The organism is Actinomadura coerulea (assembly GCF_014208105.1).
GTDB lineage: Bacteria > Actinomycetota > Actinomycetes > Streptosporangiales > Streptosporangiaceae > Spirillospora > Spirillospora coerulea.
This window is the reverse complement of sequence record NZ_JACHMQ010000001.1, coordinates 2,344,503-2,358,772: the sequence shown is the minus strand read 5'-3', so window position 1 is coordinate 2,358,772 and position 14,270 is coordinate 2,344,503. Positions and strand designations below refer to the sequence as shown.

Sequence of the window (14,270 nt, the reverse complement as noted above, 5' to 3'; positions counted from 1 at the left end):
GCCCGCGCCTTCGCGTGCTTAGCGTCGGACACCATGACGACGACACGACCGATGCGGCGCCGGGCCGCCAGGCGGGCGGTCGCGGTGCTGGCGGCGGGGGCCGCGATCGCCGCGGCCGCCGCCGTCCCGGCGCCCGCGCGAGCCGAGCCAGCGCCGGCCGGCTGCACCGACCGCACGGCGACCCTGGCGGCACTGGAGCGGATGACCGGGACGCACGGGCTCACCGGCGCCGCCGTCCGCGTCGACGATCCCGCGTGCGGGACGTGGAAGGCCGGCAGCGGGGTGGCCGACCGGCGCACGCGGCGGCCGATGACCGCGGACCTGCGGGTGCGGATCGCCAGCGTCACCAAGACGTTCACGGCCGTCACGGTGCTCCAGCTGGCACGGGAGGGCCGCGTCTCGCTGGACGCCCCCGTCGAGCGCTACCTGCCCGGTCTTCTCGACCGGGGCGGCTACGACGGCCGGAAGATCACCGTGCGGAGCCTGCTGCGGCACACCAGCGGCCTGCCCGACTACACCGACACGTTCTCCAGCCCCGACGAGTACCGCTTCCGGCACTTCGAGCCCGGTGAACTGATCGATCGGGCGCTGAAGCTCCCGCCCCCGCGCCCCGGTTGGCACTACTCGACCACGAACTACATCATCGCGGGGCTCATCGCGGAGAAGGCGAGCGGGCACAGCCTGGAGGAGGAGGTCCAGCGCCGGATCATCCGGCCGCTGCGGCTGCGCGACACCTACTGGCCGGGCGACGAGACGCGGATCAGGGGAGCGCACGCGCACGGCTACCTGCGTGAGGAGCGCGACGGGACCGTCCGCTGGCGCGACTACACCGAGATGAACACGACGGTGGCCTGGGCCGGCGGCGCGCTGGTCTCCAGCCCCCGGGACCTGAACGTCTTCTTCGGCGCGCTGACGGGCGGCCGCCTGCTGAGCCCCGCGATGCTCGCGCAGATGAAGCAGACGGTCCCCGCCGACCCCGACCGCGTCTGGGACGGCGCGGCCTACGGCCTCGGCCTGATCGGGACCCCGCTGCGCTGCGGCGGCACCTGGTGGGGGCACGCCGGCGGCATCGAGAGCTACATCACCGTCTCGGGCGTCGCCCCGTCCGGGCGCCGCGTGGCGGTCGCCCTCAACGAGAACCCGCCCACCAAGGAGGCGTTCGACGACCAGATGAGGCTCGTCGAGACGGCCTTCTGCGACGGGGCGGCCGCACCGGCCGCCTCACCGGCGGCCGCACGGACCGGTGGGCTGACCGCCGCACCGGCCGCCGCCGCGTCCGGGAAGGGCGGTCTCTCCCGCTTCTACGACCAGCGGCCGAACTGGAAGAAGTGCGCCCTCGACGCCGGCGACGAGGTCGGCAGGGAGCTCGACGAGGCCGGCGCCCGGTGCGCGGACGTCACCGTCCCGCTCGACTACCGCCGTCCGGAGGGCCGCACCATCACCGTCGCGATCTCCCGGCTGGCGGCGTCCGACGGCGACCACCGCATCGGGACGATGATCCTCAACGGCGGCGGCCCGGGACCGGCCATCGACATGCCGCCCTACATGCGCTCCATCATGGGGAAGGCGGGCCCGCGCTACGACCTGGTGGGGATGGACCCGCGCTCGCTCGGCCGCAGCGCCCCGGTCGACTGCCGCGGGCCCTCCGGGACCTGGATCCGGTCGGCGGGGGAGAGCCGCGCCTCATTCGACCGGTCCGCCGCGTTCGCCAAGGATCTCGCCGACCGGTGCGCGCGGACGAACACCGGCGTCCTGCCGCACATCAGCACTCGCAACATCGCTCGCGACATGGACATCGTCCGCGGCGTCCTCGGGGAGCGGAAGGTCTCCTACAACGGCGCGTCCTACGGCACCTACCTCGGGTCGGTGTACGCGGCGATGTTCCCCGGGCGCCTCGACCGCGTCGTCCTCGACAGCTCGGTCGACCCGACCCGCTTCGGGCCGCGCCTGCTGGCCGGCACCGAGGGCGCCAACGACCACGCGCTCGGCGCGTGGGCCGCGTGGGCCGCGAAGCGCGACTCGGCCTACGGCCTCGGCGGCACCCGCGCCGACGTCCTCGAAACAGTGCGCGGGCTCGTCAAGGCGGCCGCAAGGACGCCTCTCGCCGTCGGCCGGTACCGCGTGGACGACACCATGCTGCCGGTCGTGCTGTTCGACAACCTCGGCACCGACGAGGACCGGGCACGGGCAGTCCTGGCGGAGTCGCTGGGGGTCTTCGCCAAGGCCGCGGCGGGGAAGAGCATCCAGCCGACCAAGGAGCTGGACGAGGAACTGGCGTTCCTGCTCACCGGAGCCGAGTCGGTGTACGGGAGCGGGCAGACCGCCATCATCTGCGGGGACGCGGCGGCGCCGCGCGACCCGGAGTTCTACCGGCGCGACATCGAGCGCAACCGGGAGGCGAGCCCGCTGTTCGCGCCCCTGACCCGCAACGTCAACCCGTGCGCGTTCTGGCCGGCGCGGCCCGCCGAGCGGCCGGCCGAGGTCGGCGGGCGGCTGCCCGCGCTGATGGTCGCCGCGACCGGCGACACCCGCACGACCTATCCGGCCAACCGGGCACTGCACGGGCTGCTGCGCGGATCGCGGATGGTCACGCTGGACGCCGACGTCCACGCGCCCTACCAGCGCGGCTACCCGAACACCTGCGTCAGCGAGACGGTGAACGGCTACCTGCTGACCGGCCGCCTGCCCGAGCGCGACTTCACCTGCGCCTGAGGCGGCACGTCCTCCCGCCGGAGGCGCCGGGCCCGGCCGACCCGACATCGGGCGGCCGGGCCCGGCGCCTTTCCCCGCCCGTCAGCCGGACTTGGCCACGGTGAGCAGCACCGCGGCGTCCTCCAGCGCCTCCAGGCTGTGCCGCGCGTCCGGGATGATCAGCAGGTCGCCGGCGAGGCCGTCCCAGGAGTTCTCACCGGCCACCAGCCGGACGCGGCCCTGCATCACCAGGACCGTCGCCTCGCCGGGGCTCTCGTGCTCCGCCAGCTCCGTCCCCGCCGTCATGGCGATCAGCGTCTGGCGCAGGACGTGCTCGTGCCCGCCGTACACCGTCGCGGCGCCGCGCCCGGTCGAGGCCGAGGCTGCGCGCTTCATCAGGTCCCGTACCTGTGCGTCCAACGAGAGCTTCTGCATGGCACCAAGTGTGCCAGTGGGGCCGCGGACGGCGCCGGTGACCTCAGTCGAGGGGCGCGCCCATGACGGGCTCGCCCACGGCGCCGCCCTTCAGCCAGGCGTCCCAGGACTTCGCCCACGGCGTCGGCCCGTTCCCGAACCGGAGCTGCCGCGACGTGCCCGTCACCTTCACCACGTCGCCCCGGTTCGTGAAGTCGAAGAACCACTTGGCGTCGCCCGGGGACGCGTTCACGCATCCGTGGCTGACGTTGTCGTTGCCCTGCGCGTCGGTCGACCACGGCGCCGAGTGGACGAACGTGCCGCTGTAGGTGAGGCGGACGTTCCACTTGGTCGGGATCCGGTACTCGCCGGGGTCGCCGGTGGTGGCCGAGTCCATGACGATGTGCGCCGCCTTCTCCTGCGCGATCATGGTGCCGCTGTAGCTGTCGTGGCCCGGCTTGCCGAGGCTCACCTTCATCGTCCGCACCGTCCGGCCGCCGTCGGTGACCGTCGCGCGGTGCTCCTTGGCGTCGACGGTGGTGATGTGCCGCGGCCCGACGGTGAAGCCGATGCTGCGGTCCTTCATCCCGTACATGCCCCCGCCGGCGTTCAGCCCCGCCAGGTGCGCGACGACCTTCACCTTCTGCCCGGACGGCCAGTAGTCGCGGGGCCGGAAGTCGACCTCCTTGTCGCTGACCCAGGACCAGGCGCCCTGGACCGGCTTTGACATGCGGACCTCAAGGGCCTTCTCCACCGCCACCCTGCCGGCCTTGGTGGTCACCGGCTTGGACAGCAGCAGCTGGACGGGCATGCCGACGCCGACGGTCTCGCCGTCCAGCGGCGACATGCCGCTCTCCAGCTTCTTGCGCGGCGTCAGTGTCGTGAACGTGGACGTCGTTGTGGCCTGCTTGCCGCCGTCCCCGGTGGCCTTGGCCGTGACCGTGTACGTCGTGGACGGCCGCAGGGTCCACGACGACCTCCACGACTTCCCGTCGGGGGCGAGCTTCCCGTCGGCCCTCGTGCCCTTCTTGCCGTAGGTGAGGGTCACGCTCGTGAGCTTGCCCTTGTCCGCCGTGACGGTGACCGGTTCGTCGGGGGCCGCCTGCCGCGTCCCGGTGGCGGGCGTGACGGCGAGCTTCACCGCGTCCTCGGCCCTGCCGCCGCCATCGCCGCCGCCCCCGGAGGAGCAGCCCGCGGCGGCGATCACCACCGCCCCGGCGACCGCCGCTCCCACCGTCCCGGTCCGACCCTTGAGCACCTGAGAACTCCTCACGCTCGACGCGGGTTTTCCCTTGGTCAGGGTATGCACGCTTTCGGGCGAGGCATGCGGGAGCACCGCCACTGTTCAGTGTTCTCCCAGGTGTACGGGCCTTTCCTCAGGCGGGGTTCAAGGGGAGGTGACGCGCCCCGTACCCGGCGGAAGCTCGGACGCGGCGGCGCGGTCGAGCAGGAACAGGGTCCGGCCGCGGCCGCGGGCCCCGGCGCACGGGACGAGGAACGGGTCCGCGTCCGGCGCCAGCCCGAGCCCGATGGCCTTCGCCTTGGACTCGCCCGCCGCCAGCAGCCACACCTCGTCGGCGGCGCGCAGAGACGGGAACGTCAGCGAGATCCGCGTCGGGGGCGGCTTCGGGGCGCCCCGCACCGCCGCCACCGCTCCCTCGTCGCGCAGCGCCGGCAGCTCCGGGAACAGCGACGCCACGTGCGCGTCGGGCCCGACGCCCAGCATCAGCACGTCGAAGGCCGGGACCGGCCCGCCGCCGGCCCCGGCGGCGGACCGCAGCTCGGCGGCGTACCGCCGCGCCGCGGCCTCCGGGTCGTCGCCGTCCGGGCCGTCCGCCGCCGGCATCGCGTGGACCCGCGACGGGTCGAGCGGGACGCGGTCGAGCAGCGCCTCCCGCGCCCCGGTCTCGTTGCGCTCGGGGTCTCCGGCTGGCAGGAAGCGCTCGTCGCCCCACCACACGTCGAGCCGCCCCCAGTCGACCGCGTCGCGGGCGCCGGAGGCGGCCAGCGCGGCGAGCACCGCGGTGCCGACGCCGCCGCCGGTGAGCACCACCGACGCCGTGCCCCGCGCCGCCTGGGCGTCGGCGATCCGCGTCACCAGCCTGGCCGCGGCGGCCTCGGCGAGCAGGGCCTGGTCGCGGTGGACCAGGACGGCCGGGGAAGTCACGCGTCCCCCGTCCGGCCGCGCCCCTTGCGCGCCGGCTGCTTGGACGCGGGCTGCTTGGACTCGGCCTGCTTGGACTCGGCCTGCTTGGACTCGGCCTGCTTCTTGGCGGGGCCCGTCGTGGCCGCGCCGGACGTCGCCGACACCGGCTCGCTCGCCACGCCCGGCCGCTGCGTCCCGCCCGCCAGGTCCTTGGCGAACCGGGCGGCGGCGTCGCGGTAGACCTCGTCGGGGTCGAGGCGCCGCAGCTCCTCGGCCAGCAGCTCCGCCATCGGCCGCCGCATCAGCGACACCTGCCGGTCGGGCTGGCCGGGGCGGCCCAGCGTCGCGACCCGCCCGTCCGGGCGGTCGATCACCAGGTCGCCGCCCGTCGTCGCCAGCCGGACGCCGGTGATGCCGGGGCCCTCGGAGACCGTCCGGTTCACCGCGACGCCCAGCCGGACCGACAGCCACGCCGCCAGCAGCTCCGCGCTGGGGGAGTCGGGCTCCGCCAACACCTCGCCCGAGGTGATCTCGTCGTGGTCCTGGTCGAGCGCGGCGGCCAGCAGCGACCGCCAGGAGGTCAGCCGGGTCCAGGTGAAGTCGGTGTCGCCCGGCCGGTAGCCCTCGGCGAGCTGGGCCAGGGTGCCGAGCCGGTCGCGCGCCGCGTAGGCGTCGGTCACCCGGCGCTGCGCCAGCCGGCCGAGCGGGTCCTTGGCGGGCACCTTCGGCACCTTGCCGCCGGGCCACCACGTCACCACCGGCGTGTCGGGCATCAGCAGCGGCACCACGACGGAGTCGGCGTGCTCGGCGAGCGGCCCGTACATGCGCAGCAGCACCGTCTCGCCCGGGCCCGTCTCGCCCATCCGGATCTCGGCGTCGAGCCGCGAGGAGTTGCCCCGGGGGTCGCGGGAGATGACGGTCAGCACCCGGCAGGGGTGCTCGCGCGCCGCCTCGGTCGCGGCGCGCACCGCGTCGTACTGCGCCGACTCGTCCGTCACGATGATCAGTGTGAGCACCATGCCGACGGCCGGGCCGCCCATCAGATGCCGGGACTGCGTGAGCGCGTCCTGGATCTTGCGGGTCGTCGTGCCGGTCAGATCGATGTTCATCTAGAGCCGCCTCCAGGTTCGGCCGTCCCGCGCCATCAGCTCGTCGGCGCTGTCGGGCCCGTAGCCGCCGGACTTGTACTGGTCGAGGCCGCCGCGGCTCGCCCAGTACTCCTCGATCGGGTCGAGGATCTTCCAGGACAGCTCGACCTCCTCCTGGCGGGGGAACAGCGGCGGGTCGCCGATCAGCACGTCCAGCAGCAGCCGCTCGTAGGCCTCGGGCGAGGCCTCGGTGAAGGACTCGCCGTAGGCGAAGTCCATGTTGACGTCGCGGATCTCCATCGAGGTGCCGGGCACCTTCGAGCCGAACCGGACCGTGATGCCCTCGTCCGGCTGGACCCGCATCACCAGGGCGTTCTGCCCGAGCTCCTCGGTGTCGGTGTGCGAGAACGGCAGGTGCGGCGCCTGCTGGAACACCATCGCCACCTCCGTCACCCGGCGGCTCAGCCGCTTGCCGGTGCGCAGGTAGAACGGGACGCCCGCCCAGCGGCGGTTGTCGATCTCCAGCTTGACCGCCGCGTAGGTCTCGGTGCGCGAGTCGGCGGGGATGCCCTCCTCCTCCAGGTACCCCTGGACGCTCACGCCGCCCTGCCAGCCCGCCGCGTACTGCCCGCGCGCGGTCGACTGGGCGAGGTCGCCCCGCACCCGCACCGCGGAGAGGATCTTTGCCTTCTCGGCGCGGACGGCGTCGGCGCTGAACGAGGTCGGCTCCTCCATCGCGGTGAGCGCCAGCAGCTGCAGCAGGTGGTTCTGGATGACGTCGCGGGCGGCGCCTATGCCGTCGTAGTACCCGGCCCGGCCGCCGATCCCGATGTCCTCGGCCATCGTGATCTGCACGTGGTCGACGAAGGAGCGGTTCCAGATCGGCTCGAACATCGTGTTGGCGAACCGCAGGGCCAGGATGTTCTGCACCGTCTCCTTGCCGAGGTAGTGGTCGATCCGGAAGATCGCCTCCTCGGGGAACACGCGGTGCACGGTGTCGTTCAGCTCCACCGCGGTCTTCAGGTCGCGGCCGAAGGGCTTCTCGATGACGACCCGGCGCCACGAGCCCTCCTCGCGGTCGGCGAGGCCGCTGCGCTGCAGCTGCTCGACGACCTGCGGGAAGAACTTCGGGGGGATCGACAGGTAGAACGCGTAGTTGCCGCCCGTGCCGCGGCTCTCGTCCAGCTCCTTGACCGCCATCGCCAGCGCGTCGAACGCGCCCGGGTCGCTGAACTCACCGGGAACGAAGTGCATGCCCTCCATCAGGTGCGTCCACACGTCCTCGCGGAACGGGGTCCGCGCGTGGGCCTTGACGGACTCGTAGGCGATCTGGCGGAAGTCCTCGTTCTCCCAGTCGCGCCGCGCGAATCCCACCAGGGAGAAGCCCGGCGGCAGCAGCCCCCGGTTCGCCAGGTCGTAGATCGCCGGGAGGAGCTTCTTGCGCGACAGGTCCCCGGTGACCCCGAACAGCACGAGCACGCACGGCCCGGCCACCCGCGGCAGGCGCTTGTCCCGCGGGTCGCGGAGCGGATTGGCTGTGTTGGTCACGTGGCCCCCTCTGATCGCACTGCGCCTTCTTCGACTACTGCTGCAAGCATCCTGCCCCAACTCGTATCGCGGGCCCCAACTCGGAATCGCCCCCTGTCCGGCCACGGTCCCGGCCGGTCCCCGGTGTGAGCGCTCATATGTCCCCTCTGGCGGCGTCGAGCAGCCGCGCCAGCCCCGCCCAGCGGTTCTGCAGATGGAGCCGGACCACGGGGCGGCCCGCCGCGCGCGCGTCGCGGGCGTCCCCGAGCGCCCGCGCGAGCTGCAGCATGCCGAGCCTGTGGTGCCGGCCGGGGACCGGCACGTCGCGGACGACGTTCCCGGTCACCAGAAGGTAAACGCATCCGTCCGGGTGATCATTTCCGCCGGCGGGCGGCCGCGTGCCCCAGTCCACCCGCACCGGCCGCCCGAGGCGGGCGGCGAGCAGCGCGGCGAGCCGGCGCACCTGCGCGCCCTGGCCGCGCGCCTCGTCCGGGTCGAGGTGGGCGACCAGCGCGAGGTGCTCGCCCCGCCCGACCCGGCCGGCCAGCGCGTCCAGCAGCCCGGGCAGGCCCGACGCGCCGGCCAGCGCCGGGACGGTCGTGCGGGCCTCGACCGCCCGGCCGGGGTCGCCGTCGGCGAACAGCGGCTCGCCGGTCCCGTCGTCCAGCGTCATCGGGGCGGGACGCTCCGCCTCCGCCAGCGGATCGGCCTCCAGCAGGTAGGACGCCACGGCGGCGGCGTACTCCCAGACGACGAGTTGCGCGGCGAGCGGCCCGGACACCGTGGCGTCGTCCTGGTGCGGGCGGCCGTCGAACGTCAGCAGGAACAGGTCGTCGTCGGGCAGCAGCGGCAGGCCGCCGTCCTGCACCACCGGCGCCAGCCGGCCGCGGGCGGCCTCCCGCAGCAGCAGCGCCGCCCACCCGGCGATGCCCGGCAGCGCCGCCGGATAGCCGCCGAGCACGGCCGTCCGCCGCCCGGCCCGGGCCGCGCCGCCGAGGATGGCGCCGAGCACGAGCCCCGGATTGTGCTCCGGCCGCGTGAGCGACGGCAGGACGGCGGTGGCCTCCTCCAGCAGCGCCCCGACGTCGGCGCCCGCGAGCGCGGCGGGCACCAGCGCGTAGGGCGACAGCGCGCCGAACGCGGTGGGCGCCGGAGCCTCGACCAGCGCGTGCCCCGCCTTCGCCGCGTGCTCGGCCGCCGCCGCGCGCGGCTCGGCGACCGTCACGAACCGCCGCGCGATCCCGGCGGGGGACAGGCCCTCCCCCCGCAGCGCCTCCGCGAACACCTCGCGCAGCGCCTCGGTCGCCGGGTCGGCGCCGGTCACCACGAACGCCGTCCGGTTCAGCCGCTCCGGGTCCTCCCGCAGGCGCAGCGGCGGCCCCGGGTCCGGGCCGTCCAGCACCGTCAGGGACCCGCGGCCGTCCGGCGCGGGCCGCCCCCGGGCGGCGACGATCAGCTCGGCGGCACGGGCCGGGGAGCCGCCGCCGAGCAGTACCACGTCGGTCAGCCCGTCCTCGCGGGCCCGCGCGCGCAGCTGTTCGGCACGGTCCAGAACAGCGCGGCCGGGACCGGGCTGCCCCGGCCAGCACAGCGGGCGGCCCGCCACGCCGGCGGTGGCCGCCGACGGCCACAGCGACGCGTCCTCCGAGGCGAGCCGGACCGGCACCTGGTCGATCCACAACCGGCCCAGGACCCGCTCGGCGGCCTCCTTCAGCGGGCCGCGCGCGGTGATGGCCGTCTCCCCCGAGACGACGGCGGTGAAGCTCACGGTCTGCGCGCCCCCGCCACCGCGCGGACCGCCTCGATCAGCCGCCCCGCGCCGTCCACCGGGTTGCGCAGGTGAAGCCGGATGACCGGCAGCCGCCGCGCGCGCAGTGCCCGCAGCTCCCCGAGGGCCCGCGCGATCTGCAGCTGCGCCAGGCTGTAGGGGCGTCCGGGGACGGGGTGCGCGGCCAGCGCGTCCCCCGGTGCGGGATCGCCGGTGATGATCAGGAACGCGCCGTTGCCCGGACCGTCCTTGTGCACCGGGCCCGTCGCGTGCGGGTAGCCGGGCCCCGGGCCGTAGGCGACCGGGCGTCCGGACGCGCGGGCCAGCGACGGCGCCAGGTAGCGCCCGGAGAAGTCGCCCGACAGGTACGTCATCACCGCCAGGTAGCCGTCGGACGGCACCGAGGCGACCAGGCCGCCGAGGACGGTCTGCAGCTCGGCGCCGGGCGGCCACGGGAAGTCGGCGTGCACCTCGATGTCGTCCTCGACGTACACCGGCCGCTCCGCCGTGAGCGACCCGTCCGCGACGGTGCGCAGCAGCGTGGCGGCGTCGTCCTCGGCTTCCTGGACGACCGTGCTGCCCGCCTCGAAGGGGTTCACGCCGAGCAGCCACCCGGCGACCGCCGTCGCGTACTCCCACATCAGGAACTGGGCGCCGAGCGGCGCCCACACCGAGGTGTCGGACTCGTCCTGCGCCGCCGAGCGCGGGTTGACCGACACGCCGTGCACGTCGGGGAAGTCGCCCCGCCCGCCGGGCGGCTCGAAGGCCAGCACCCCGCGCCCGCGCTTGCCGGTGCCGACCGCGAGCAGCTGGGAGATCCACGCGCTCAGCGCGCCCGGCCCGCCCGGCTCGCGCAGCAGCAGCTTGTCGCGGGCCAGGCCGCCCGGCCCCTGCTGCGCGCAGCCGCCGATGACGGCGCCGAGCAGCAGTCCCGGGTTGTCCTCGTCCTTGGACAGCGACGGCACCAGCGACGCCGCCTCCTCCAGGAGCCGGTCGGCGTCCGCGCCCGCCAGCACGGCGGGGACGAGCCCGTAGGCGGACAGGGCGCCGAAGTGTCCGGGCAGGTAGGGGTCGGTCAGCCCGATCCGGTAGCCGCACTGGCGGGCGAAGTCGTGCAGGGGGCTGCCGTGGTCGGTGATGACGAGGAACCGGCTCGCGATCTCCCGCTCCGACAGGCCCCGCTCCCGGAACGCGGCCGCGAAGATCCGGCGGTAGGCGTCACCCTCCAGGGACACGCCCGCCTTGCTGGCCAGCACGACCAGCGTCCGGTCGAGCCGCTCCATCGCGAACGCGAGCGCCGCGGTGTCGCCGCCGTCCAGGACGGTCAGCTCGCCGGACGGCCGCTCGGCGGAGCCGCCGGCGCCCGCCATCGCGGGCTCCTGCGCCTCCACGATGGCCTGCGCGGCGAGGCTCTCCGCGCCGACGCCGATCAGCACGACATGGTCGAGGCCCGAGTACCGCGCCTCCGCCACCAGTCCGCCGACCTGGTTCAGCAGGCCGCGGGAGGCGAACGGCAGGTCGAGCCAGCCGAGGCGGCTGTGGTCGACCGCCCGCCGCCCCCACAGCTGCGGGTCCTTGGCGGCCAGCGCGCCGGGGACGCCGCAGCTCACGAGGTAGTCCCGCGCCTGCAGCGCCGAGTCCAGCACATCACCGCGCGTGAGTACGTCGAATCCTGACACCGTTCCCTCCCGGCCCCCATCGTTTCAGGAGAGAAAGGGCATTCGCGACCATCTCCGTCGATCTTCTTGGTCGCGTCCCGGATCCGGCCGGTCGCGTTGCGTCGACACGGCCGGACCCGGTCGGTCAGCCCAGTGCCGCCACGAGCCGGTCGAGGCCCTCGGCGCGGTCGCGCAAGTGGATCCGGAAGGCGGGACGGCCGAGCGAGCGCAGCACCCGCAGGTCGCCGAACGCCTGCGCGAGTTGCAGCTCGCCCAGGCTGTAGGGCTTGCCCGGCACCGCGACGTCGCCGACGACGGCCCCGGTGACCAGCAGGAACGCGCCGTTCGCCGGGCCGCCCTTGTGGTACTGCCCGGCCGCGTGCAGGTAGCGGGGCCCCCAGCCGAACGTGACGGGGGCGGGACTGCGGCGGACCTTGGCGGCCCGCGCCGCCAGCAGCGGCCTCAGCTCCGCCGCCGCGGCGTCACCGGACCGGTCCAGGTAGGCCAGGATCGCGAGGTAGCCGCCGTCCTGGACGTCCTCCAGGAGGACGTCGAGCGCCTCGGTGAGGGTTCGGGCGCCCCGCAGCGCGTCCTCGGGGGCGTGCACCTCGACGGCGCCCTCGACCAGCTCGGGGGGCCGGTGCACCACCGTCGGCGCCGCGCCCTCCTCCGAGCGCAGCAGCGCCGCCGTGCTCTCCCGCGACTCGCCGGTGTCCGGCTCGGTGAACGGGTCGACCCCGATCACCCGGCACGCCACCGCGACCGCGTACTCCCACAGCAGGAACTGCCCGCCGAGCGGCCCGGCGACGCTCACCCCGGCCTCGCGCCCGGGGCCCGGCTCGTCCGGGCGGCGGCCGAGGATGACGCGCCGCAGGTCGCCGGTCAGCTCGAAGCCGGGCGCGTCGACGCCCTCCACCACGACCGGGAGCAGGCCCTTGCCGTCCTTGCCCATCGCCCCCGCGACCAGCTGCTCCGCCCACGCGGCGAAGCCGTCCAGGCCGGAGCCGAGGTCGGCGATCACCAGCTTGTCGCGGGAGCCGAGCGCCGAGGAGGCCAGCGCCGCGCCGAGCGCCAGCGCGGGGTTGTCGTAGGGCTGCCGCAGCACCGCCGCGAGCCGGGCCGCGTCGTCCAGCAGGCCCCCGACGTCCACGCCCGCGAGCGCCGCCGGGACCAGCGCCCGTGCGCCGAGCGCGCCGAACCGGCCGTCGACGTCCGGCTCGGCGGGGACGAGGTGGTGCCCGACGTCGCGGGCCGCCCGCTCGAGGCCGGAGCCCTCCTCGGCCACCACGACGAACCGGCGCGCCAGCTCGGCGCCCTTCAGCCCGGCCTCGGAGAAGGCGCGCCCGAAGACGCGCCGCAGCGACTCGGCCTCGACGCCCTCGTCCGCCACGACGACGACGGTCCGGTCCAGGCCGGCGGCCAGGACGGCGGACACCTCGTGCGGGTCGGTGGTGTCGAGGACGGTGAGGTCCGCGCCCGCCGTCCGGCAGATCGCCTCCGCCGCCGGCGCCGCGCCTCCGGACGCGACCAGCACGACCCGGTCGAGCCCGGCGGAGCGGACCTCGCCCACGAGCTCCGACAGCCGGTCGTTCAGGTACCGGGAGGTCTCCGGCAGTCGCAGCCAGCCGAGCCGGCGCGCGGCGAGCGGGGCCGCGTCCGGCCCCCACAGCTTGGCGTTGCGGGACGCGAGCGAGCCGGGCACGCCGTCGGAGACGAGACGGTCCAGGACCGTCTCGCTCTCGTCGACGACGGCGCCGCGGATGGTGACCGAGATCCCCCCGGCGGTCACCACCGAGGTCACGCGCCGGCCTTCTTGGACTCCAGCTCGCCGGTGATGGTGTCGAGGAGCTCCTTCCAGGACGCCTCGAACTTCTCGACGCCCTCCTCCTCCAGCACCCGTACGACGTCGTCGTAGTCGACGCCGGCGTCCTTCAGCGCCGCCATGTGCGCGCGGGCGTCGTCGTAGGCGCCCCGGACGGTGTCGCCGCGGACCTGGCCGTGGTCGGCCTCGGCCACCAGCGTCGCCTCCGGCATCGTGTTGACGGTGCCCGGCGCGACCAGCTCGTCCACGTACAGGGTGTCGTTGAGGTCGGGGTCCTTCACGCCGGTCGAGGCCCACAGCGGCCGCTGGGGGCGCGCCCCGGCGTCCTTGAGCGCCTTCCACCGGTCGGTGCCGGACTTCTCCTCGTACAGCGCGTAGGCGAGCCGGGCGTTGGCGAGGCCCGCCTTGGAGCGCAGCGCCTTCGCCTCGTCCGAGCCGATCTTGTCGAGCCGCTTGTCGATCTCGGTGTCCACCCGGCTGACGAAGAACGAGGCCACCGAGGCGATCTTCGACAGGTCGTGGCCGTTCTCCCGGGCCTTCTCCAGCCCGGCGAAGTACGCGTCGATGACCTTGCCGTAGCGCTCCAGCGAGAAGATCAGCGTCACGTTCACGCTGATGCCCTCGGCCAGCACCGCCGTGATCGCCGGCAGGCCCTCCTCCGTCGCCGGGATCTTGATGAACAGGTTGGGCCGGTCCACCATCCACCACAGCGCCCGCGCCTCGGCGATGGTGCGGCGGGTGTCGCGGGCCACCCGCGGGTCGACCTCGATCGACACGCGGCCGTCCAGGCCCTCCGTCCGGTCGTAGACCGGGCGCAGCACGTCGCAGCCCCACCGGATGTCGTAGGTGGTGATCGCGCGGGACGCCTCCTCGACGTCCACGCCGCGCACCGCGAGGTCGCGGACCTGCTCGTCGTAGGCGTCGCCCTTGCTCAGCGCCTTCGCGAAGATCGTCGGGTTGGACGTGACGCCGACGACGTGCTTGTCCTTGACCAGCTCCGCCAGGTTGCCCGTGCGCAGCCGCTCGCGGCTGATGTCGTCCAGCCAGATCGACACGCCCTCGCCCGAGAGCTCCTTCAGAATGTCGCTCATCGTTCTCTCCTCGTCATCGTCTTCATCGCCCGCCGGGGCGGGCGGGCGGCGCCCAGGGGTGCGCG

10 protein-coding genes are annotated in these 14,270 nt (G+C 74.7%); 1 reads left to right on the top strand and 9 read right to left on the bottom strand.

Translation table 11 applies throughout. The features are described 5' to 3' along the window. Window positions 1-33 precede the first annotated feature (33 nt). The gene (locus BKA00_RS38225; protein WP_221493097.1) at window positions 34-2,712 is read left to right on the top strand and encodes an alpha/beta fold hydrolase; all 2,679 of its coding nucleotides are present in this window, start codon (window positions 34-36) and stop codon (window positions 2,710-2,712) included. Between the two features lie 81 nt (window positions 2,713-2,793). Here BKA00_RS38225 and BKA00_RS10915 read toward each other — a convergent pair whose 3' ends face one another. From BKA00_RS10915 to tal, 9 genes are all read right to left on the bottom strand, one after another. After that, a complete protein-coding gene (locus BKA00_RS10915; RefSeq protein ID WP_185024795.1) occupies window positions 2,794-3,126 on the bottom strand; it encodes a cupin domain-containing protein in 333 nt (110 codons plus the stop codon). A gap of 43 nt (window positions 3,127-3,169) precedes the next feature. Further along, entirely contained in the window at window positions 3,170-4,363 is a 1,194-nt protein-coding gene (locus BKA00_RS10910; protein ID WP_230299146.1) for a L,D-transpeptidase, read from the bottom strand. Window positions 4,364-4,492: 129 nt separating this feature from the next. Further along, the gene (gene pgl, locus BKA00_RS10905) at window positions 4,493-5,272 is read right to left on the bottom strand and encodes a 6-phosphogluconolactonase (protein ID WP_185024794.1); all 780 of its coding nucleotides are present in this window, start codon (window positions 5,270-5,272) and stop codon (window positions 4,493-4,495) included. Beyond that, window positions 5,269-6,360: a glucose-6-phosphate dehydrogenase assembly protein OpcA gene (locus BKA00_RS10900; RefSeq protein WP_185024793.1), complete on the bottom strand. Its 1,092-nt coding sequence runs from the start codon at window positions 6,358-6,360 to the stop codon at window positions 5,269-5,271. Before BKA00_RS10900 ends, pgl begins: the two co-directional genes overlap by 4 nt. Further along, entirely contained in the window at window positions 6,361-7,887 is a 1,527-nt protein-coding gene (gene zwf / locus BKA00_RS10895; RefSeq protein ID WP_179841824.1) for a glucose-6-phosphate dehydrogenase, read from the bottom strand. A gap of 133 nt (window positions 7,888-8,020) precedes the next feature. Then, window positions 8,021-9,634, bottom strand: coding sequence for a hypothetical protein (locus BKA00_RS10890; protein WP_185024792.1), 1,614 nt, complete (start codon window positions 9,632-9,634; stop codon window positions 8,021-8,023). After that, window positions 9,631-11,313: a phosphoheptose isomerase gene (locus BKA00_RS10885; protein WP_185024791.1), complete on the bottom strand. Its 1,683-nt coding sequence runs from the start codon at window positions 11,311-11,313 to the stop codon at window positions 9,631-9,633. Before BKA00_RS10885 ends, BKA00_RS10890 begins: the two co-directional genes overlap by 4 nt. Window positions 11,314-11,437: 124 nt before the next feature. Then, window positions 11,438-13,093: a glucose-6-phosphate isomerase gene (locus BKA00_RS10880; protein WP_185024790.1), complete on the bottom strand. Its 1,656-nt coding sequence runs from the start codon at window positions 13,091-13,093 to the stop codon at window positions 11,438-11,440. Further along, entirely contained in the window at window positions 13,090-14,205 is a 1,116-nt protein-coding gene (gene tal, locus BKA00_RS10875; RefSeq protein ID WP_185024789.1) for a transaldolase, read from the bottom strand. The genes BKA00_RS10880 and tal overlap by 4 nt, the downstream gene beginning before the upstream one ends. Window positions 14,206-14,270: the final 65 nt, after the last annotated feature.

Excerpts from the sequence above, each read along its gene's own strand:
- BKA00_RS10915 (WP_185024795.1), bottom strand. The coding sequence starts at position 3,126 with ATGCAGAAGCTCTCGTTGGACGCACAGGTACGGGACCTGATGAAGCGC.
- tal (WP_185024789.1), bottom strand. The coding sequence starts at position 14,205 with ATGAGCGACATTCTGAAGGAGCTCTCGGGCGAGGGCGTGTCGATCTGG.
- BKA00_RS38225 (WP_221493097.1), top strand. The coding sequence starts at position 34 with ATGACGACGACACGACCGATGCGGCGCCGGGCCGCCAGGCGGGCGGTC.
- BKA00_RS10900 (WP_185024793.1), bottom strand. The coding sequence starts at position 6,360 with ATGAACATCGATCTGACCGGCACGACGACCCGCAAGATCCAGGACGCG.